This is a genomic window from Cyanobium sp. Cruz-8D1, assembly GCF_024345975.1.
GTDB lineage: Bacteria > Cyanobacteriota > Cyanobacteriia > PCC-6307 > Cyanobiaceae > Cyanobium.
The window spans coordinates 85,755-107,972 of sequence record NZ_JAGQCD010000011.1; the positions used below are offsets into that span (position 1 = coordinate 85,755).

10 protein-coding genes and 1 pseudogene are annotated in these 22,218 nt (G+C 61.8%); 3 read left to right on the forward strand and 8 right to left on the reverse strand.

Going from position 1 to position 22,218, the window contains the following annotated elements; genetic code table 11:
• Positions 1 to 6: 6 nt before the first annotated feature.
• Positions 7 to 504 carry a lasso peptide biosynthesis B2 protein gene (locus KBZ33_RS09155; protein ID WP_254952300.1) on the reverse strand — a complete coding sequence of 166 codons (498 nt, stop codon included), beginning with the start codon at positions 502 to 504 and terminating at the stop codon, positions 7 to 9.
• On the opposite strand from KBZ33_RS09155, the gene KBZ33_RS09160 reads away from it, so the two are divergent.
• Positions 503 to 1,660, forward strand: coding sequence for a nucleotidyltransferase family protein (locus KBZ33_RS09160; RefSeq protein WP_254952298.1), 1,158 nt, complete (start codon positions 503 to 505; stop codon positions 1,658 to 1,660). The genes KBZ33_RS09155 and KBZ33_RS09160 overlap by 2 nt on opposite strands.
• Here KBZ33_RS09160 and KBZ33_RS09165 read toward each other — a convergent pair.
• From KBZ33_RS09165 to gcvT, 3 genes are all read right to left on the reverse strand, one after another.
• Positions 1,657 to 3,348: an ATP-binding cassette domain-containing protein gene (locus KBZ33_RS09165; protein WP_254952296.1), complete on the reverse strand. Its 1,692-nt coding sequence runs from the start codon at positions 3,346 to 3,348 to the stop codon at positions 1,657 to 1,659. The two genes, KBZ33_RS09160 and KBZ33_RS09165, sit on opposite strands and share 4 nt — an antisense overlap.
• A 9-nt stretch (positions 3,349 to 3,357) precedes the next feature.
• Entirely contained in the window at positions 3,358 to 5,187 is a 1,830-nt protein-coding gene (gene aspS, locus KBZ33_RS09170; RefSeq protein ID WP_254952294.1) for an aspartate--tRNA ligase, read from the reverse strand.
• A 71-nt stretch (positions 5,188 to 5,258) separates the two neighbouring features.
• Positions 5,259 to 6,374, reverse strand: a complete 1,116-nt coding sequence (gcvT, locus tag KBZ33_RS09175; protein ID WP_254952292.1) for a glycine cleavage system aminomethyltransferase GcvT — start codon at positions 6,372 to 6,374, stop codon at positions 5,259 to 5,261.
• A gap of 182 nt (positions 6,375 to 6,556) precedes the next feature.
• Between gcvT and KBZ33_RS09180 the strand changes: the two genes are divergently transcribed.
• Both KBZ33_RS09180 and KBZ33_RS09185 read left to right on the forward strand, forming a co-directional pair.
• Positions 6,557 to 6,796 carry a hypothetical protein gene (locus KBZ33_RS09180; protein WP_254952291.1) on the forward strand — a complete coding sequence of 80 codons (240 nt, stop codon included), beginning with the start codon at positions 6,557 to 6,559 and terminating at the stop codon, positions 6,794 to 6,796.
• Between the two features lie 182 nt (positions 6,797 to 6,978).
• Positions 6,979 to 7,338: a cyclic nucleotide-binding domain-containing protein gene (locus tag KBZ33_RS09185; RefSeq protein WP_254952289.1), complete on the forward strand. Its 360-nt coding sequence runs from the start codon at positions 6,979 to 6,981 to the stop codon at positions 7,336 to 7,338.
• Here KBZ33_RS09185 and speB read toward each other — a convergent pair.
• From speB to KBZ33_RS21820, 4 genes and pseudogenes are all read right to left on the reverse strand, one after another.
• Positions 7,332 to 8,192 (reverse strand): agmatinase, encoded by an 861-nt coding sequence (gene speB, locus KBZ33_RS09190; RefSeq protein ID WP_254952287.1) that lies wholly within the window; start codon positions 8,190 to 8,192, stop codon positions 7,332 to 7,334. The two genes, KBZ33_RS09185 and speB, sit on opposite strands and share 7 nt — an antisense overlap.
• 17 nt (positions 8,193 to 8,209) lie before the next feature.
• Positions 8,210 to 8,440, reverse strand: a pseudogene (locus KBZ33_RS09195) (polyamine aminopropyltransferase); the annotation flags it as partial.
• 208 nt (positions 8,441 to 8,648) lie between these two features.
• Complete coding sequence (locus tag KBZ33_RS09200) at positions 8,649 to 21,095, reverse strand: PA14 domain-containing protein (RefSeq protein WP_255011666.1); 12,447 nt, start codon at positions 21,093 to 21,095, stop codon at positions 8,649 to 8,651.
• A gap of 317 nt (positions 21,096 to 21,412) precedes the next feature.
• Positions 21,413 to 21,646 carry a response regulator transcription factor gene (locus KBZ33_RS21820; protein WP_396108259.1) on the reverse strand — a complete coding sequence of 78 codons (234 nt, stop codon included), beginning with the start codon at positions 21,644 to 21,646 and terminating at the stop codon, positions 21,413 to 21,415.
• Positions 21,647 to 22,218 lie beyond the last annotated feature (572 nt).

Here is a 22,218-nt window from a genome sequence, read left to right on the forward strand (position 1 = left end):
GAACCATCACGGGGGGCCCGCTCCAGCCACAAACCGCACCAGGGGTTGCCAGGTGGGCAGCACGGGGAAGCCGCTGATCGGCTCGCCGTCGCTCTCCAGCCAGGCATGGGCCGCCAGCCCTTCGCTCGGTGTCGCCACCGCCAGGGTCAGCTGGGCGGCTCTGCCATGCCGGCGCAGCAGCACAGTGCCGACCAGGGCCCGGACCAGACAGGTGCTGGCCACGATCGGGTGGGCTGCCGCCCGGGCGATCGCCTCGGCGATGTCGCAACTGAGGCCATCGCTGGGCGCGCCAGGGGTGCGGGGCCTGGGGCTGCTGCCGGGATCGGCGGCCTTCTGAAGCGCCAGCAGCGTCAGCAGGTGGCGCAGGGGCACGAGCCGCACGGCCACGCCGGCGGCGGGCAACAGCAGCCAGGCCTGGAGGGTGAGCCGCCGCTGGCGGGCGCTCAGCCGGCACCAGCGCTGCCAGCGCCCGCGAAGATGGGAGGGGGCGGAGGGTCTTCCCATGAGCACACCCTATGGCTGCGATCCGGCCGAACTGATCGCCCTGCGCCGCGCCCTGGGCTGGATGCTGGCCGGCGAGGGCGGCAGCGCCGCCACCCCCCCCGACTGTTCCGGCCTGGACCCCTCGGCCCTGCTGGCGGCCGTGGCCCGTCACCGGCTGGGGGTCTGCCTCAGCCCCCATGCCGCCGCACTGGGGTTGCCCCCCAGCGTCATCGGCGAACTCGATCGCCGCGCACGGCTGGAGCGGCTCGGCGGTCTGGCGCTGGCGGGGCTGGCCCGGGACCTGATCCCCCGTTTCCAGGCGGCGGGGGTGCGGGTGCTGGTGTTCAAGGGGCCCCTGCTGGCGCTGCAGACCGGCGGCGATCCCGGCAGCCGGGGCGGGGGCGACCTGGATCTGCTGGTGGATCCGGAGGCGGTGTCCGGAGCCCTGGAGGTGCTGGAGGGGGCGGGCTTCCGGAGGCTGCCGGGTTACGCGCCCCGCGACCCGGGCCGCAGAGCCTGGCGCTATGCCCGCTGGGCGATGAAGGAGCTGCCGCTGGCCCGGGGGCCCCTGGTGGTGGATCTCCACTGGGCCCTCACCAACGTGCGACGCGACCAGCCGGGATTCGAGGGCGCCTGGCGGGAGCGGCTGGAGCTCCCGATCGGGGCCCAGCCTCTGCCGACGCTGGGCCAGGCCCATGCCCTGGAGCACCTGGCGGCCCATGCCCTCAATGATCGCTGGGGGGAACTGCGGGCCCTGGTGGACCTGGTGCGGCTGATGCGGGCCCGGGGCCAGGCCCTGCGGGATGACCTGCTCTTTCGCCCTGCCGTGGCCCTGGGCTGGGCCGTGGCCGTCACGCTGCTGGAGTTGCACCTCCCGGTTCCAGGCCAGCCTGACCAGCTGTCCCGCAGGCAACGCTGGGCCGTCCGGGTGGCGACCCGAACCCAGGCGGAACCCCTGGATCTGCATCAGCGCAGCACCTGGCACCTGAATCGGGCCTGGGATCTCTGGTACCAGAGGGTGGCGCTCAGCAGCGCTCCGATCGACGTGTTGCGCAGCGCCGCGGCCTATGCCCTTCCCCCGGCGATGTTCAACGATCCAGGCTCCGGGGTCGACCGCAGCCTGGCCGCCGCCCTGACCGCCCGACTGGCCAGGGTCCGCGAGCGCCTCAGGGCCTAGGTGTTGTGCAGGGCCCGGGCCTGGTCGCGGTCGGTGCGGCTGCGCCGGATGGTGTGGTCTGCGGCCTCCAGCAGCTGGGTGTCATGGCTAGCCACCAGCACCAGGCGTTCGCCGCACCGCTCCCGGATGAGCGCGCGCACCAGGGCGGCGCTGCCCGGATCCAGGGAGGCGGTGGGCTCATCCAGCACCTCCACCGGTCGATCGATCAGCCAGGTCCGCAGCAGTGCCAGCCGGCGGATCTCACCTCCGGAGAAGCAGTCGATCGAGAGATGCAGCCGCCCATCGAGACCCTCGGGTCGTGCCAGCAGATGGTGCAGATCCAGCCTCTCCAGCCATCCCTGCAGGGCCCCATCGGTCCACTGGCCGGTCCCGGAGCGTTGCAGCAGCAGGTTGTCCCGCAGGCTGCCCTCGAACAGCACCGGATCCTGCGGTGCGTAGGCCACCAGCTCTCGCCACCGCTGGACACCCAGGCGAGCCTCCCGCGCGGTGCCATCCGATGGGCCGTGCAGCTGCCACAAGGACCTCTCCTCCCTCAGCAGGCCGCAGAACCCATCGAGGAGGGTGGTCTTGCCGCTGCCGGATGGCCCCGTCACCAGGGTCAGCTGGCCGCGCTGCAGCTCCACCGCTGCAGCCCCTCCCTGCCAGGTCACCCGCAACAGCGGCTGCGGTAGCGGCCCCTTCGCCCCCGCTGCGGGGCCGGTGACGGCCCTTGGGTCGGGCGCCAGGGGCCGCAGGCGCTGGCGCAGGCGGCAGAGCTCGCCGTAGCCGGGCAGGGCGCCGAGTCCGTAGCGAAGGTTGCTGATCACGGTGCCGAGTGAGCTCGCCGCCCGGTAGACCAGCAGCAGGGTGGTGGCCACCGCCTGATTCGAGAGGCTGCTCTGCGCCAGCCACAACCACAGCCCCACCGCCGTGAGGGCCAGGCCATCGCGCAGGACCGTGTAGGAGACCTGCCGACGCACCGTGCGCTGCAGCACAAGGCGCACCTGACCGGTCTCCAGGGCAAACCGGTCCAGAAGCCAGGATTCGGCCCCTGCTGCACGCACCGCCTTGAGGCCATGCAGGCCATCCCCCACGGTGCGCTGGATCGCTCCGTTGAGCTGGGTCTGAAGGTGTCCCAGCTGCCAGGCTCCGGAACGGCGCAGCAGCGCCGCCAGGGCCGCGGCGGCGAGGCCGAGGAGCAGGGGCAGGGAGGCATCCCGCGCCACGAGCAGCACCCCGAGGCTGTAGATCAGCAGGGCGATCGCGGCCTGCAGAGCCCGCATGCCCTGATCGAGGGCGAGGGTGCTGCGACCGATGTCGCTCACCAGGAGGCCGAGCAGATCCCCCCGCCCCACGCTCTGGACCCGGTTGGCCGGCGCCGCCAGGACCAGGGCCAGCAGGTCGCGGCGCAACCGATCGCTGAAATCGTTCTTGAGCTGGTCCCGCCTCACCGTGGCCAGGCCCTGCAGCGCCGACCGCCCGACCACCACAAGCAGCAGGATCGGCAGGGAGAGCTGCAATGGCAGGCCAGTCGAGCCGCCCGGGCTGCCGAACAGCAGGGCGATCGCCATGCCCAGCCCTCCCACATCCAGCAGGCTGACCAGCAGGGCCAGAGCGACCTGGAGGCTGGCGTGCGGCCAGCCGGTTTCACGGATCAGGGCGATCCAGAGGGCCTGAGGTTCGCTGATGGCGAAATGGAGGCGGCGCATCCGCTGAGATCAGGCCTGCGCAGGCTCCTCCACCCAGGTGCTGGCCACGTGCAGCTCCTCCAGCTGCTTCGGCGCCACGTCCGCCGGGGCCTGGGTCATCAGGCAGCGGGCCTGCTGGGTTTTCGGGAAGGCGATCGTGTCGCGGATCGATTCCTCGCCCGCCAGCAGCATCACCAGCCGGTCCATGCCGAAGGCGATGCCGCCGTGGGGCGGGGCGCCCATGTCGAGGGCTTCCATCAGGAAGCCGAACTGGCGCTCGGCCTCCTCCAGCGGCAGGCCGATGGTCTGCAGCACCTGGCGCTGCAGGGCCGAATCGTGGATGCGCAGCGAGCCGCCGCCCAGCTCGAGGCCGTTGAGCACCAGGTCGTAGGCCTGGGCGCGGGCCGTGGGCAGGGTGGTCGCCCAGGCGGCGGGGTCGTCGCCCAGATCGCCTGCGCTGGGGGCACAGAAGGGATGGTGCAGGGCTTCAAGCCGGTTCTCGCCGGCGTTGAACTCGAACATCGGGAAATCCACCACCCAGAGGAAGTTCCACTGGTCGTTGTCCCGCTCGGCCGGCACCAGGCCGAGCTCCCGCGCCAGGTACTGGCGCACCCGATCGAGGGCCTTGTTGACGGTGGCGGTGTCGCCGGCGCCGAACAGCAGCAGGGTGCCTTCGCTCGCACCGGTGCGCTGCAGCAGTTCCGCCTTCGTCTCGGCCGTGAGGTTGTCCTTGATGGCGCCGATGCTGTCGATCTCGCCGCCGGCCCGCACCCGGATGAAGGCCAGGCCGCCGGCCCCCGCCTTCTGGGCCTCGCTGAACACATCACCGCCCGGCTTGATGCGCACGTTGCTGACGGCCTCGTTGCCGCCGGCCACGGCGATGCACTTCACCGAACCACCGGCCGCCACCGCCCCGGAGAACACCTTGAAGCCCATGGTCGCCACCAGGTCACTCACGTCGGTGAGCTCCATGCCGTAGCGGGTGTCGGGCCGATCGGTGCCGTAGCGCGCCATCGCCTCGTGCCAGGTGAGGCGGGGGAACGGCTGCGGCAGCTCGATGCCTTTCACCTGCTTCCAGATGGTGGCGATCAGGCCCTCGTTGAGCGCCAGAATCTGCTCCTGGTCCATGAAGCTCATCTCCATGTCCAGCTGGGTGAACTCCGGCTGGCGGTCGGCCCGCAGGTCCTCGTCGCGGAAGCAGCGGGCCAGCTGGTAGTAGCGCTCCAGGCCGCCCACCATCAGCAGCTGCTTGAACAGCTGGGGCGACTGGGGCAGGGCGAACCACTCGCCGCCGCAGACCCGGCTGGGCACCAGGTAGTCGCGGGCGCCCTCGGGGGTGGAGCGGGTGAGCACCGGGGTCTCCACCTCGATGAAGCCCTCCCCCTCCAGAAAACCGCGGGCGGCCCGCACGGTGGCGTGGCGCAGGCGCAGGTTGCGGGCCATGCGCTCGCGGCGCAGGTCGAGGTAGCGGTGGCGCAGGCGCAGTTCCTCGCGGGTGTTCTCCTCGTCGTGCACCGACACCGGAAAGGGCAGGTTGCCGCGCACCTCGTTGAGCACCGTGATGCCGCTCGCCAGCACCTCGATCGCCCCGGTGGCCAGCCGTTCGTTGAGGGACTCGGCTGGCCGGGCCCGCACCTTGCCCTCCACGCGCAGCACGGTCTCGTGGCGCAGCCGTTCGGCCACGGCGAAGGCGGCGGGGGCCAGGTCGGGATCCACCGTGATCTGCACGGTGCCCGTGCGGTCGCGCAGGTCGATGAAGATCACGCCGCCGTGGTCGCGGCGCCGGTCGACCCAGCCGCACAGCTGGACCTGCTGGCCGATGGCGTCGTTGCGCAGATCGCCGCACCCGTGGCTGCGCATGGGAAAGAACACATCAATCCGCGAGTTTCCCACAGGGCGCCCGCAGCCCGAGGGGCCTCAGCACCGAGTCCTCAGCCGCGCCGGTAGAAGGGCCGCCGCACCACCAGCGCCGGCTCGGCCCGGCCGCGGATCTCCACCGCCAGTTCGGTGCCGGGTTTCGCCGCCGCCGCCGGCACGTAGGCCAGGGCCACCGCTTCCCCCAGGGTGGGGGACCAGGTGCCGCTGGTGACCACACCCACCGCCACGCCGTCCTGCAGCACCGGGTAGCCGTGGCGGGCGATGGCGCGGCCCTGCAGCTTCAGTCCCACCAGCTTGCGGCCCACCCCCTCGGCGGTCTGGCGCTCCAGGGCGGCGCGGCCGATGAAGTCCGCCGGCATCTCCAGGTGCACCAGCCAGCCCAGACCCGCCTCCAGGGGGGTGGTGGCCGCGTCCATCTCGTTGCCGTAGAGGTGCATCGCCGCCTCCAACCGCAGGGTGTCGCGGGCGCCGAGGCCGCAGGGGGTGACGCCGTCGGCCAGCAGGCGCTGCCAGAGGGCCAGACCCGCCTGGCGGCCCAGCAGCAGCTCAAAGCCGTCTTCGCCGGTGTAGCCGGTGCGGCCCACAAACACCGGTGCGCCATCGATGGCCAGCTCCCGGTGGCCGAAGCGGGGCAGCCCCGCCAGGCTGGTGCCCGTGAGGGCCTCGAGGCGGGCGGGCGCCTCCGGGCCCTGCAGGGCCAGCAGCACGCCATCACCCTTGCGGTCGCTGATGACGATCCCCTCGGGTTCCAGCTGGCTGACGATCCAGGTGGTGTCGGCCTCGGCGCAGGCGGCATTGATCACCAGCACCAGTTCATCCCGCTCCCCCTCAGGGCCATCCACCCGGCCCCGGTCGTAGACGATCAGGTCGTCGCGGATGCCGCCGGCCTCGTTGAGCAGCACGGTGTAGCAGGCTTCGCCAGGGCCGATGCGGAACAGGTCGGTGGGCACCAGCCGCTGCAGGGCGTCCTTGGTGCCCTGCCCGCGCAGGGTGAGCACCCCCATGTGGGAGATATCAAAAACGCCGCAGTGCTGCCGCACGGCGTTGTGCTCCTGCACCAGGCCGGCGAACTGGATCGCCATCTGCCAGCCGGCGAAGGGCACCATGCGGGCACCCGCGGCAACGGCCGCGGCGTCCAGGGGGGTGCGGAGCAGGGAGCTGGAATCCATGGAACACAGCCGGCCGGCCAAGGGGACGCCGGTGCCCGGTGGCGCGATCCTATGGAGGAAGGTGGCACCGACCCGGAGCGGCGCCGTCGCCGCCAATACCGAAGAAAGCCTGTGATTCGGTTCCCACCCCTATCACACCAGCGTGGAACTGCGTACGTTGAGTCCCCCACAAGGTCAACAGGATGGGCAACCGTCCCAACTGTCGCAGCTGCCGCCATTGCACCCCTCCCGCCGGGGTGGAGATGGGATGGTGTCAGCTGCGCCAGCTGCCCATCCATCCCGAGCTGGTGGCCGACCTCTGGTGCCACCACTGGACCGCACGACCGCCCCGGCTGCCAGTGGTCTCCCCTGACGGCCTACGGAAGCAGGCCCGCCTTCCGGTGGGCAGCCAGCAGCTCAGCCTGGCCACGGGCCTCACCTGACGGCGGCGGAACGGCCAGAAGTGTGACGGTGGATGCCGTTTTGACTTTCTTCCACTGTGTCACCCTTCCTTCACCTACCGGAACGCACCGTTTGGCCCTAGGAAGGCTTAAGTCCGTCCACGCCACCACGGAGTCCCCCTGAATTGATCAGAACCACCACATCCCCATCACCCATCGAACTGATGGCTGTTCATGTGGATTGTGAAACCTTCACCCTTCCCACCGGAGCCCACGTCTTCTGCCGCGGCGCCAGCGCCGACGCCATCTACGCCGTCAAGCGCGGCATTGTTGAACTGGTGGGCGAGCAGGGCGAAAAAACCTGTTTCCGCCCCGGTGAGCTGTTCAGCTACCAGGACATCACCTGGCGCGAACTGAGCCACCGCAGCGACGCCTTCGCCCGAACGCCCGTGGAAGTGCTGCGGCTGGATCGGCTCCGCTTCCTCAACCTGCTGCACAACCATCCCACCCTGGCGGTGCAACTGATCGGCCAGCAGCACACCCGCCTGCGGGAGCAGCGCGCCAGTGGCACCTGCTGCTACTGAGCGCCAAGCAACAGCAGCAGACTGCGGGTCACCTTGGCCGCCAGCACGGCGCTGACGCCGCTGGGGTCGAGCTGGGGGGCCAGTTCCACCACATCGGCGGCCACCAGCTGGTGCTGGCGCAGTTCCTCCACCAGCTCGGCGAACTGGGGCCAGTGGAAACCACCGGGCTCCGGCGTGCCCGTGCCGGGCAGCACGGCGGGATCGAACCAGTCGAGGTCGACGGTGAGATAGAGGGGCCGGCCCCGCAGGGGCGCCAGCGCCGCGGCCATCGCGGCGATCGGCACCAGCCGGCCACTGGCGTGCAGCTCCTGGAACTCCTCACGGGTGCCGCTGCGGATGGCGATCTGACGCAGCTCGCCGCTGGGCAGCACCTCCAGGCAGCGGCGCATGGCGCAGGCGTGGCTGTGGCGGGCCCCGAGCCACTCCTGGCGCAGGTCGGCGTGGGCATCAAGCTGCACCAGCACCAGATCGGGATAGCGCTGCGCCACCGCCGCCACGGCCCCGCTGCTGATCGAGTGCTCGCCGCCCAGCATCAGCGGCGCCAGGCCCAACTCCAGCACCGCCTCGGTGGCCTGGCGTACCGCCGCGACCACCGGTTCGGGGGCGCCGAAGGGGATCGCCACGGCCCCGAGGTCGGCGAAGGCCAGGTCCTCGAGATCAAGGTCGAGCTGGGGGTCGTAGCTCTCCAGGCCGCTGCTCACGTCGCGGATCGCCGCCGGGCCGAAGCGGGCGCCGGGGCGGAAGGAGGTGGTGCCGTCGTAGGGCACGCCGAACAGGCCCACGGCGCAGCCCCGGGGCTCGCGGCGGGCGCCCATGTAGATCGCCCCTTCGGTGTCGAACAGCTCCAGGCTCATGGCTGAGCCGTGGTGTCGGCCAGTGCGCGCTCCACCAGCGGCTCCCGGTAGCGGGGGCCATCGGGGCAGGCGAAGGTCCAGCTCCACCAGCCGCTCGGGTACATGGACACCCAGCCGTAGAGCCGATCGGCATGGCCGAACACCTCGCGCAGCAGCCGGCGGCAGTGCTGGAAGAAGCTGCGGTTGAACAGGCCCTCGGCCGGTCCGGCCGGATGGGGGCCATCCACCAACACGACGTCGTCGCTGGCGCTCGCGATGGGCATCACGCGCAGGTGATCCGACTGCGGCTCGGCGATCGTATGGCCTGACAAGCGATCGCTCGCGCCAACGAAAATTACATCCACCCAGCCAAGGCTGGGGTCGACAGGCGCAGCTGAACGGGGCATGGCTGGGAGACCCCTGGGTTGGGGCTGGGGAACATAGGGGAAGCTTGGCCCGGCCACCCGCCGGGGCCCATCAGGCCAGGGGGGGGCTGTCGATCAATGCCGCGGGCTTGAAGGAGAAGATCAGATCGTCGAAGTCCCGATCCCCTCCCCCGTAGAGGTCTTCGAAGCCGAAGACGTTGTCGCCCAGCACCTGGAAGTGCTGGACCCCATCGGCATTGGCCTCGCTGAACGCAAAGAACGTGTGTTGGGTCTTGCCGGTGTCCACTTCTGCATAGGGAGCGAGCATGAACGTTTCCGCCAACGTGATCTCCCGGGACGTTGTTTGAGTGTTGTTAGTGGACAGCCCTGTGAGAGCGTCAACGCGATTGGCCATGGCAGCCTGCGTGTAGCCCTCATGCCCTGGCAGTATTGGTTTGCCTGTGATTGGGTCGTCGGGGTTGGCAACTGCGCCGTTGGCGTCAAGTACGCGATAGAAGCTCAACCGAGTGTTATGTGAGGCTTCCCGAGCAAGTTCGAGGACTCCTTCCACTCGGGCTTCTCCCAGGCCTGTGAAATCCAGCACGGCCGCCTGATGCTGCTGGCGAGCCACGAAGCCAGCCAGCGTCGCTTCTTCCTCCTGGAGAGCCAGTTGGATGGAAAGACCCGAGCGCTGGGAGTTCAACGTCGCAATGCCGCCAGCCGAGGAGATGCTGAGCTGCATGGTGCCGATCCGGTTGGACAACTGATCAAGGGTGGTGGAGCGGTCGTCCAGGTCCCAGATCGTGAGATCAGACAACTCCAGGAACACCAGCTGGTCGCCCGTAGTGAATTGCAGTTCACGGGAGAGCGACGTGTTGCTGCCCAGGTTGGGGGTGTTGCTGCTCTCGAGCGTGCCGCCGAGGATTTGGAGGCGTTCCCTGAGGCTTTCAACAGTGATACGGCCAGGATCCCAGTCCTCACCGCTGGCGATCACGATGTAGCCCACTTGGTTGGAAGTAGCTCCTGATCGCACCATTTTGCTGGTTGCGAACACGGCTGCAGGCAGCGGATTGGTTGTATTGGAGGCAACCGTGAGAATTGGTGACTCAGTGGAGGCCATGAAGTGGTGGTCTTGGATCAGTTCGCCGAAGGTGCCGGGGTCCTGGATGACGCCCTCACGAAGATCGCGGTCACCCCTTTCGTTGTCGATGTAGTTGAGCTCTGCCACCAGCGGCAGGCCCGCGCCGAGGTTGAACAGCCGTGCGCCCGTGCGGCTGTTGCCGTCGTAGAGAAAGGAGGAGGGGGTGAGATCGGTGTCCACGAAGTAGGTAAACGCATGGCCCGCCATGCGCTGATCCAGGCCCAGGCCCTCGAGGTTGGCGAGCAGCCGTACCTGCGGACTTGGGTCGCTTTGGTTGGGGTTGGCATTCAGCGTGAAGGCCAGCTGCTGGGCACCGAGATTGACACCAAGGGCCTGCAGGGCGTTGCGGGCGCTGAAGGTTGTCGGGCTAACCAGGGCGGAGCCTTCCTCCAGTATCCAACCGAAGTCCAGGCCGTCGATCAGCTGTCCAGCCTCAGAGGAGAACTGTTCAGCGACGAAGCCATGGTGCACCCGCTGCAGCCGTTCATGAACAGCGCGCCGCAGCTGGGAAGCGTCGTTAATCAAATAGAGCTCGTGGCTGACGTTATCCATTTCAGCCCTGTAATGGGCAAAGGCAGCTTGCTTGAGTCCATTGATGGCGGTTTGAGCCTCGGGCAGGCTGATTTCGCTGGCTTTGGCAGAGGCCAATATGGCGTCGATTTGTTGGGAAAGCTCCCAGTTGGCATTCGCAGCCTTCTTCCCGGCCAAAGGCGCAAGAGCTGCGATAGCTGATGGTAGGTCGGGTTGATGTCGAGTAATCGTGCGCAAGGCAGCTGTGGCAAGCCGATTATTGATCGGTGTGTCTGCCGATAACTCGAGCAGTTCTTGAGTGAAGGCAGTGATCAGCCCGAGTTCAGTGTGAATATCTTCAGGGTATTGCTCGGAAAGGAGTTTTTGGAGCGAATACGCCAGCATGTCCCACCCGAAGTGCAGCTTGATGTGGCCGATGTAAGCAGCCATTGCATCCCATTCACTGGCCGTTGCTGTGGCACCGGCAGCCTGATTCAGCCGCAGCACGGGATCCTCCCGCAGATAGTCAAAGCCCCCTAGTGCGAAGGCTTGATCAATCCATTTCGAAGCATCCTCATCGTTAAGGCCGCTATCGATTGCCAGGGTGTGAAGGGTCGTGAGCGGCGTGAGCATCTGGCCAAGTGCAGCCAGGAACGGCACTTCCAGTGGCAGTCCCGTGGTGCTGTCGATGCCGCCGAAGGCGACCAGGCGGCCTTCGCTGAGATCAATCGTGCCGTTGCGGTTTGTGTCAAAGGTACGGTGATCGATGCGCAGGTTGTAGTGGGCGTCATCACCGCTTGTGGTGCTTGGTTCGTAGGGGTCGATGGTGAGGTTGCCGTTGCCATCGAAGAACACTGTGGTGCCCTGGAGATAACCGTTTGACACCGAACCGCTGCCATAACTCCCTCCCACACCGAATTCAAAGAGTGGAATTTCAGCAAGGTTTTCTTGCCACACAGTGTCCCAGATGGAGTAGAAGCCCATGTCGATCCCCACCTCCACTGTGGCCTTCAAATAGGCCGAAAGGCTGCCCACCATTTCGAATAGGTCAAGTGGTTTACTGATCCTGTTGCTGATTTCCGAGCCGCGGATCTTGCCATCTGATGTGCCGGCAATTTCCCCTTCATCCAGCAGGTCAAAACTCACTGCAGCTTCAAGCCCGCCTGTGATGTCGGACCTCACTACCAAGGCCGAGAGTCCGAGGCCAGCCCCCATGGTGGCGTCCATGGTGAATTCGGGGACATCGACACCATTAGTGTCCCAGTCAGCCACGTAAAAGCCGTTAAACACTTTCCAGGCATCGCCGGCCTTGAAGCCACTCTGCTTCCATTCATTGAGGCCGTGGGTGTCAAATCCAAAGCCAATGTTGGCACCCACGCCGAACCCGCCTTCAATGATCCCCTCAATGCCTGGATAGATTGGGAAGCTCTGCTCAATTTCCGAGGTCATCCCCATACCGGGCATGCGCCATTCGAACAGGCTTACATCCTGGCCCAGCAATAGCTTAATTGCGTTTTTGGGGTCATCGATCAATGGGATCTCGAAGCCAAGATCATTAAGCCGCTTCATGATATCTCCGAAGCTTTTGCTTGACTTCCCAGAGCTGTTGTTGCCGCCTGCTTTGGCCTGATCTCCAGTGTTGCTGGAGAGCGCAGGTGTACTATCTTTGTCGATCACGACTGATTCGGTTGACGCAGACTGATCACCAGCGCTGAAGGCAGGCAGCACATAGCTTCCATAGTCGACATAAAAACTGCCCTCTTCTTTCATTTGCTCCAAGTCACGGATAAGATCCATGACCCCTTTGATGACGTCTAGGAATTCAATCGTCGCATCGATCGAGGTCTTAAGCACCTTGCCGCGAGCTGGATCGAATGTGGCGTAGAAATCGGCGAACCAGGAGGCCAGATCGAGAGGGCTTACTTGCCCATTCCCATTGACATCGAAGGTTTTCTCGATGCCAATTGCTGAGAAGATATGGGTGTCGCTATAGAGTGCGTCTACGATTGGATAGAGGGGATTGAGAATTGAATCCAGCCCGTCAACGATGGGGGCAAGCATTTGGGTGATGTAGCTTCCAAGATCAAGCTTGATATTATCGAAATAAAATGATGTTTTGTTATCCGCGGCACCTGCCTGGTCTTTGTTTGAGTAGTTAAAAAGGGGTAGGAGGCTGGCCAGGTCAAAGCTGAGGGAGGGGATAGCAGCTGAGCCATTGACGCTGGTCGTCACACCAAATGACATCGCAGCATCGCCTGCGATCTCGTATTGGAACACTTTTCCCAAATCCAGGCTGCTGAATTCGCGGAGTGTGAGCTTGCCATCACTACCTGCATCGCCACTGAGATCGAGTGAAAAGGCCACATCGAGTGCGGTGCTGGCTGGTTGGCTCTTGATTTTTACGTTGTCGTTCACGCTGGCTTGATTGACGGCATCCAGCTGCAGGAATCCGAGCCCGCCAGTGAGCTTGAAATCAGGCGATAGGCTGGTGTTGAATTCGGCACTGAGGAAGGTCTTGTCATTATTGGTATTGAGATAGATCTCACCGGAGCGAGGGAAGACCAGCTCCAGGCCGGCGTCATAGCTGAAGTAGGCATCAAGCGTGCCTTCACTCTGAAATCCCAGGCCCGGCAGGCCGAAGTCGGCTGCCAGGGGCACACTGAAGATGTCGTAGCTGTCGGCGAATTGAAAGCTCACCACCACCGCGCTGGTGCCTTGCATCGCCAGGCTCACGGTGACGGCAGTTTCGGGAATGCCGAGAGCATCAGCAATTTGCTCGCTCAGCAGCTTGCTGAGCTTTTTGGGTGTGGGCGTGCTGATCTGTCGCACGCTGTTGACCAGGTTGGTGATGAACTTGCGCAGACCGTCACCAGCTTTGCCATCCAGACTGCCAACAATCGGTAGGGAGAGACTATCGATGCCCTCCTGTAATGATGTGAGCGATGAATGCAGCGCTTCAGCCGTTTGGCTGGGGAGCTCAAAGTCGAGCACGTCCACCGCCTGCACCATGTTGGTGAAATGGCTGTCATTGTTCTTGGCGCTGTTGTAGTTGTCGTCGACGCTGCTGAAGTTGTAGCTCAGCTGGGCGGCATGGATGCCGGTGAATTGGTTATCACCCGTGCCGTCTTCGATCTTGGCATCGTCGTAAGCCCAGACGCTGACTTGCTGTGCTGTGTACCAGTTGCTGGGTGTGAAGGTGAGGGTTTTCTCGTAGGCCGCACTGCTAGTTCCAAGTTGTCGACTTGCTCCGCTTGGGATTCGCTCACTGAGCTTGACAGTGACATTATGAGAGGGCTGAGACAGCAGGGCCAGTTGGTAGGTGGCAATCTCGCCGGTTTCCTTCACGAGCACCCGCTCACCTGAGGTGAACAGCACCACACCTGCGACGTCGTTGTTAATGATCTGGACCGTCGCGCTATTGCTTACTGCGTCATTGCTCAGGGAGTAGCCCTCACCGGCTGTCAGTTGAACCGTGAACGTTTTGTTATCCTTATCCTGAATGAAGTCGTCGATGGGCACAACGATCACGTCACTGCTGGTACGTCCAGGTGCGATGCGCACCTGGCCAGACGTCCTCCCTGGCGACTGGGTGATCTTGTTGATGCTTGATGGTGTGGCTGGATAGCCAAGACCGGGATCCAGACTCAGTGCCGAGATCTGATAGTTCACCTGGATCCCATTCGACCCGGCTGAATTCGGTGCTGGATTCGTTAGCTCAATTCTGAATCGCCCTGGCTTGGCATCCTCGCTGCTATCGCTGATCAGTGTGATCAGAGCCTGGGGCAGATCATTGTCGACGATGTCGATCTGAACCGGATTGATGCTCAGCCCGTTGAAGCTTGCATCGCTGCTTGTTGTGATTATCTGCAACTGACTTCTTGTTATATCCTCCACGGTGGAGTCGTCCACTGCCCATAGAGATATCGTTTGAATCGTCGACCAGTTGGCAGGTGTGAAGATCAGTGTTTCGCCACGGCCGATGCTCCTGTTGTTAATGGTGAACTGACTGTCGCTTGGTACCAGGCTCACTGTGACATCTGCCGTGGGCTGCGCTGTAAGGCTCAGATTAAGAAAGCCATTGCCAGCTTTACTGATCGTGCTTTGCTGCAGTTCAACGAGCAGTGTGGCCGTGTCATTGTCATTCACCCTGAAGGGCAGTTTTGGCAGGTTGGCTTCGTTGATGTTGTAGAAGCTGTCGCTGCTGGTGGTGCGCACATGCAGGTCAACGTTTTGAGTGCCGTCAACGAGCTTGTCATCGGCCGGGACGACCGTGAATGCCTGGGCTGTCTGCCAGTTACTTGGCTTAAATGTGAGGGCAATCCGCGAGCCAGCTGGGGCGGGATTGCTGCTCGGCACCTGCAGCAGAACTTCGCTGGCATCGTCTGTTTCCACATAGACAGTCACCGATGCGGTGGGTTGGCTGATGAGCCGTACGTATCGGTTCGTACTGCTGCCCCCCTCGCTGAGGTTTATTGGTGTGCTGTCGATAGGATTGGTGCCTGCAGCATCCAATGAGAAGAACAGGCCAGCATGGTCGTCGTCGATCAGCTGCACCACGTTTGTATTTGGCAAGACGTAGCTGCTGCTCAGGCCTACTAAGGGAGTTGTTGCTGCCGTGGGAACAAGAGAGGTGCTTTTAGCCGACTCGTTCATCACAACATTGGTTGCCGTCTCGCCGCTTCGCAATGTGAGTGAGTTGCTGAGCACGAGTGAAATGAATTCTCCCGTGCTGTCCACCCTGTAACTCAGCATGGTTCCCGAGGGAATCGTGACTGTGCTGCGATTTGTGGCTTCCAACCGCAAGTTGGCGAGATAGCTCTTGCTGCCATTGGCGGTGAGTGGTGCGGTGAGTGTGAGCAAAACACTGGGATCGGCGATCTGGTATAGATCGCTGCCATGGCCTGCTACCAGACCAACAACGGAGCTGCTGAAGGCGCTGGTTTTACCTTTTTCTGTCCATGCCAACGTGCCCGCAAGGCCTGTTGTGCGATCGCGATGGATGGTGGCTGCTGCGCTGAGCGTGAACGTGGCAATCGTCTCGCTTTTATTTGCGAGGTCTTCACCCAAGGCGAGCACGCTGCCTTTTGCCAAGGTGATTGACTCCCGATCAGTCGTGGCCAGTGTCACCAGCAGTTTTGCGGTTCCGGATTGCTCTTGGACTATCAGCCCAACTCCATGGGCTGTGAGCAGAGATGTGGCCAGACTCTCCACACCCTCAGCAACCTGATCTTGTACGCCCTTGATTGTGTAGGTACCACTGGTGCTGCCCTTGGGAATCAGTACGCTGAAGCCATTGGTGCGGCTTAGAAAAGCACTAGGGACTACCTCTTCAAGGTACTTCGTGCCGCCATCGGTGGGTCGCTTCCACTTCAACGCAACGCTGGGCAAGCTGGTGTTGAATGACTTGTAATCGAGCTTGATGGCAAGAAAATCACCGCGATTGGCTTGTATCGTGCCAGTGCTCCAAGTTGCTTGCGCGTTGGTATTCAGTTTATCGATTACTATCTGCCCATCCAACGAGAGCCTGGTGCCCCCTTGAACAGGGATGCTGAAGTTGTAGCTGCCCGTTTCTGGGATATAGACGTAACCGGACCAGGTATTGGTGAAGTTGCCAGTCAGATTATTGTTTTTGAAGCTAGTTGAACTTTCATTGATCCCATCGTTGTCAAGCTTGGCTGTCTCCCCGGCCCCCGAAGCGCTATCGAAGCGGGTAAGCCCGCCCATCGATTGGTTGCCGCTGCCAGCGCTGACGGAGATGTCACTGGCACTGACTTGGCTTAGCCGACGATCCACCTCGAGGAACACCAGAGTGTCTTCGCTTGACGCTCCAGGTAATCTGATCGTGAACGTTGCACTGTCGTTTCCGGCCTCGTGAATCGTGCTCTGTGAGGGGCCTGTGATGGTGGCCAGTGGTGCCGTTGCACTCTGGACTGTCGCCAGCAATTCGCTGGCTGTTGTGGCGTCGTTGTCGATGACAAGCATCGAAACGCTGGGTCTGATTGCGGCGTAGATCGGGTCGCTACTTGTGAGAGTAAAACTGAGTTGCTGGGTCGTATCGTCATCGTCTTCGTCGTCGTCAATACCCTGCAAGTGCAGTGGCTGGATCTGATTCCAGTTGTCGGGGGTGAAGACCAGTTGCACCGCAGTTGCGGCGGGATTTGCGGGATTGGTGACCTGGATTTCTCCGCTGTCGTAGGAGAGCGGATCGAGAGTGAGGGTGACTGCGGCAGTAGGGCGGCTGTTCAGTCGGATTCCCAGCGGGGTGATCGTCTCATTGCTGGCATCGCTTTCGCGCACGCGGAACTGGCTGGTTGGTGTCCAGATGGTGGCACCGTCAGTGCTGCCTGTCTGGTTGGCACTGAGGAACAGCACGTTGGCGATGTCGTTGTCTTGGAGATAGGCCGTAGCTGTGCCCGTGCTACCGCCGATGCTGTAGAGCCCGCTGTTGATCAGGGTGAGGGTGAGACTTTCAGTGCCCTCGGCCGTGAGATCGTCAACCGCTGGAGTGGGCAGGCTGACGCTTGAGGCGCCCACGGGCATCTTGATCCCGTAAATGGGTGTGGTGGCGAAGCTGGCGCTGTTACTTGACCCGCTGTGCAGTACGGCTGCTGGCGCACCTGCCACTCTGTTCGCTGTTGAGTTATTGAGAGCCAGGGCACTGATCAGGCCTGTGCCGCTGGCTTGGGCTGCGTGCATCGAAGCTTGGACTTGCTCCTGGCTCCTGGCCGCATTCCAGATTCCGACGTCACGTACTGAACCCCGTAAATAGCCAGAACCAGAGCTCACCAGGGCTGAGCGGCCGATGTAGTTGAGACTGCGGGCTGTATCGAACAGCGGTACATAGCGGAGGGCTGTGATCGGCGTGCCGCCTGCCCGATCAGCGAGCTGGAGCCGAGCTGAACCCCCATTCTCGTAGTAGTCGATCTGGATGTCATACCACTCTCCTGCTACGAGATTGGATATTATGAAACTGTTCCATGTGGCTCCATGATCGGTCCAGTTGTTAACAACTTGCTGTCCGTTGATCCAAACTCTTACGCCATTATCGGACAGCACGGCGAAACTGTTGTCGCCGTTTGTTCGGGCCTGGATCTGGCCAGTTGCTCGAATCGAGAAGGTGTTGCCGTCACCACCTTTTGCGGTGTCATAGCTATCGTCAAAGTCGATTTTTGATTCACCACTGTTGCTGCGGAGGGTTTCAAAGTTCTTGCCCTCATAAAGAGATACCTTGAGTCCCGATGCATGGCTGAGCTGCCCCTGTTTGGCGAGATCGCCATTCAGGTAGAGACTGGCGACGCCTCTTGCATTCACGCTGTAGGCCAGATGGTTCCATTCACCCAGACCCACCTCGTTGTCGGCGATCAGGCTCAGCAGCAGTGCGCCGCCAGGATCTCGGATTTCCAGCTTCGGCTTGCCTGTGGTGTCGTGAAAGCCAAGGGTGATCTGGTTGTGGCCGTTGTTGTCTGTGAATTCCAGAACTCCCGCTGCCTTGGTCCCGGCATCGCGACGCACCCAGGCCTCGGCACTGATTTCACCGCTGCTGCTGACCGTGGTGAGCCCGGCGAAATTGGCATAGGCTGGCCCACCACTGCTATTGCCGTTGTTGAGCACCAGAGGCCTGTAGCTGGCCTGGGGTTTGTGAATGGCATCGGCATGGCTGCCATCAAGGTTGAAGCCGTTGGCACCGTTGAGCTGGTAGAGGAGTTCCACCGGGCTGCCCGTCACCGGCGAAGCCAGATTCAGCTCGAAGCCCAGGCGGCTGTTGCTACCCTCGGTTCCATCGATAGCCTGCACGCTTGCCGCAGGCTGCATCGGTACAGGACTGCCACCTTCCCATAGGCTTAGCCCCAATTCGGAGGGCCAGTTGGAGGGAATGACCCGCTGGCTTGTGTTCAGATTGGCGTAGTAGGTATCGTTGCTGCTGGTACTCAGGCTCACGCTGCTGGCCTGGTCAGTGCGCAGGCCCGAGAGGTTCACCCGTTGTGCCTGGGTCCAGTTGCTGCTGGAGAACTTCAGTTGTGTGGTGGACAGGGTGCCGCTGGATGTTTTCAGGATGACCGTGACGGTGTCCCGCGGTTGGCTGGTGAGGCGCACGTCAAAGCTCGCCTGCTGCTTGCCATTGACAAGCTGGGCGCGCACTGTTGCCAGACCTGTGCGATCCGCAGGGGTGACCACCACTGCCGGCGCAAAGGCCGTGCTGTCGGTGATCGTCAGCGTGTCCTCACTTTTGGAACTGTCAATGTTGTAGCGCTGGAAGGTGAAGCCCTTGTCGTCGGTTTCAACGTTAGGAATTAGTTTGAGAGTAACTGTTTCGTTGCCTTCTCGGATCGCATCGGCAATGGCTGAGATGTAGATCCGTGCTTCTGTGGCACCTTTTGGTAGCACAACTAGATCTTCTGGTTTGAAGCCATCACCTGTAACCAAGGTTGATTTTGGTGCGTAGTAGTCGACATCGCGCTTAGCCGAGCCGCCAGTGATGGAATACCGCACCCGGAGGCCGCCGTCTGGGGCTGGCTTGTTGGCGGTGATCGCAAACCAACCGAGATCAGTTTCGTTGGCACTGGCCTCGGTTGGATTTTGGCCGGCTTTGAGAGACAGCACAAAGGGATTGTCAGCGATCGTGATCGTCTGACTGTTGTTGCTCACCCCATAGCCTGTGCCATTGGCAAGCGTCAGCGTGATCGACTCTGTATCCTCGGCATAGCTGTCGCTCAGAACCTTGACGTCAAATGACCTGACGTTCTGGAGGGTGCCGAAGGCCCGATCGGGCTGCCAAGACAGAGTGCCGAAGCCCCCGCTGTGAAGATCAAGGGGGTTGAATTTCGCGGCGAAACGATTGATCTCTGATGATGCTGAAAAGGGGCTGGCCTGGCTGGCACGCTCAACCTGTAGGCCATCCCACCAGATTGAAGCGCCCGTTCCGCCACTATCAGGGCCGTCAAGCCTGACTTGGATGGAGCGGGTGGAGGAATCTGTGAAGGTGTAGGTGTAGGAATATCGCTGCCACTCGGTGCCTAGCTGGATTGTTGTGGCCCCTCCCTTCGTGTACTCACCTTTATCATTGGCTTCAAAAATAAAGAGTTGTCCGCTCGTGGATCTGTCTGCCTTGGCATAAACACTCACCGTCCAGGTGTCGCCTTGTCGAGCATCGGCTACATTCCATTGGCTGCTGTTATAGGTTTCAATATAGGGATCATTGCCTGTGACATTCATGCGCAGGGGTACCCCGCGTACGGGCGAGAGTCCAGTGCTGGTGTCCCGGCTTGTTGTTGCCCTAGTGGCGACTGTGCCAAATGGGGAGATCATGCTTCCTTTGACCACACCATTAAGGCCAATGCTGCCGGTGTTGAGTAAGGCGCCGCCATCGAGGATTGCGTAGTCGTCGCCTACACGGGTGCTGCCGGTTTGGCGTTGCGCAAGTGTTGTGTTGGATGTGGAGTTTGCTGTTTCGGAGCTGGAGGTAAGCTGTATATTGATTGGGCTGATTGTACTCTTGTTGGCAAAGAGCTGGAAGCCCAGGCTGGTGTTGTCGCTGTCCGATTCCGTGCGGTTCACCCCCCGTGCGAGCGATTCCGACAGGAACATGGCTTTGGCGGGCACCACCTCGTTGGATACCATGCCGCCTGAGCCATTGGGGCGATCCCAGGTCAGTTTGGCCGACGCGCCGCCTTGATCCTTGTAGTCAAACCGCAGCCATACAACAGCTCCATTGTTCAGGATGGTTGGGCCTTTGAACTCCTCCCCGGTCGCGTTATTGTGTTTGGTGAGTACGCTGCCATTGCCGGTGGCCTTGAAGGTATAGCTGCCTGTTTCTGGAATACGGAGGTAAGTTTCCCAGCGAATGGCAAACTTTTCGTTCAGCCCTATACTATTGAAATCTGCTCTCGATTCGTTGATGCCATCATTGTCGAATAGAAGTGCATCACTGTTTGTGCTGAAATCGCTGTTTTTCTCCGGAAGATTGCTGTTCGTGGATGTTAAAGGAGTCCGGATGAACTTATAGGCCCCCTGGCCCAGGCTCAGCTGTGGCTCGTCGTCGAACAGCCATACCTGACTATTGGAGTTGCCGCTGATCGCGTAAATGTTCTCGCTCCCGTCGCCGCCCAGGCTTGCTGTGATGGTGCGAGGTGCCTGCCAGCTGTTGTTGTTGATCGGGTTGAAGGTGAGAACGACATTGAGGGTGTTGCGAACGTAAAGGCGCCCGCCGCTTAAGTAGCTTTTGCCACTTTTGCCACCGTCATCGCTCACCGATACGTTGTAATCAGTGCCGAGCTTGGCAGTGCCACCAAACGTGATCGGGATGTCGATCAGCGGGGTGTCGTTGCGGATATCAACATAGTCATCCGGCACCTTACGATTGAATCTAATTGTCATCTTCGGCGCCGCCATGCCGTTTTCGTATCCATTCGCTGTGTCGTCGGAATTCAGATCGACAAATCTCGCCGTGAATTCTGCGCCGGGACTGCCCCATTCCGTCACGTAGCCGTTGATGCTGGCTGGGTCTCGGTCATCCCAGTATCCAGAAGTTTTGATTTGTAGGTAATCTTGATTGCTGCTGTTGTTGGGTTCTCCCTTGTCCCAATTGGTATACATCTGATTCGTATTGCTGGTACGAAATACTTGTCCCGTTTCAGGTCCTGCTCTCCATGTCCATGTGCCCTCTTTTTCACTATCAGTAGCGCCAAGGAACCCAGGGTTGGGAATCTTGCCGCCGTTGAAGGAGTAATTGAAGATGAAATTCTGTTCGTCGGCAGATGTTACTGTTGCCAGGTAGCCATTGGTTCCTAGCTGCCCCAGATTGACATTGGATCGCGAAAATGCATCATGCCATGTGGCGTTCTCTTGGGTAAACGCGTAGTAGTGGCCGTTTCCCCAGAAGAGACGGGCATTGGAGGTGTTGACGCCCACGTAAAAAGCTGCAATTCTGAAGCCCATCATGGTGGTTCTGGCTCCTGCATGCGTGCCCCCCCCCCCCCCAAATGAGGAGATCATCACCGCCAATCCTTTCCATGTCTGGCTTGGCTCCAGGATCACACTATGTCCATAGTGTGTGGGGTGCATGCCCTAATCATTGCAATGGCTGTAATTCGGTGATTCGAGCCGCTTCTTTGCTGGCTTTTCGTGTACGGCGGTTTGCCTCATAATTCCTCTGGTAAATCCTGCTGGAGTTGTTTTGAACCTGCTCTGACCGCATGCTTTTGGTGTGGCCATGAAGGCCTGGTGGCCTATGGCCTCGCCAATCCTGTTATCACTGCAGAAATGCGGCTTCTTACGCCGAGCTTACGGCGTACATCTCTGACGTATGTGCGGGCTGTCTGATGGCTAATACCAAGCTTTTCTGCGATCTCCTTGTTACGCATTCCTTTCCCTACTAATGCCAGCACCTCTGCCTCTCTTGGGGTTAGCATGGCTGTCCTTGTGGCGGCTACTACGTCGGCCTTTGATATGCCACTGCGCATGGGTTTGTGCGATAGCGGCGTTTGCGAGCTAGCTCTATGAAGCCTCGCATCAGCGGGTATTCGTCGTCTCCCAGGTCTTTTGTGGCAACCGCCACGTCAACCAGAGGGTCTATTGATGGCCATGTTGCTAGGTCTTCCCGCTCGCTGATGAGGACGAGGATCTGGATGTCTGCCACTGTTGCTTTGGCAATGACGATGAGAGATTTCACGCATCCTGATTCCAGCGGTGCCTCGCAGATTAGCAGTGAGGGTCGATGTCTTTTGATGTTTTCAACAGCCTCATCTTCAGTGGTTACAGCTGCGACCAGGCTCTCCGGTTTCGCGAGAACTTGGCCAATTAAGAGTAGGGTCAGGCGATTGCCCATAGCCACTACAGTGCGGACGGGCCGGTCTGTACTCAGAATCCAGCTGAGGACCTGTCGTTGCCGATTCCGAAATGACTTAAGGGCACCTCGAATAATCAGCAATTTCCAGGGTCTCTACGGACATGAAAAAGCCGCCGAAGAGGCGGCAGAGCAGGAGAATCTATCTCGACCATCGACGAGATCGCTTGAACCATGGGATCCTCTCTA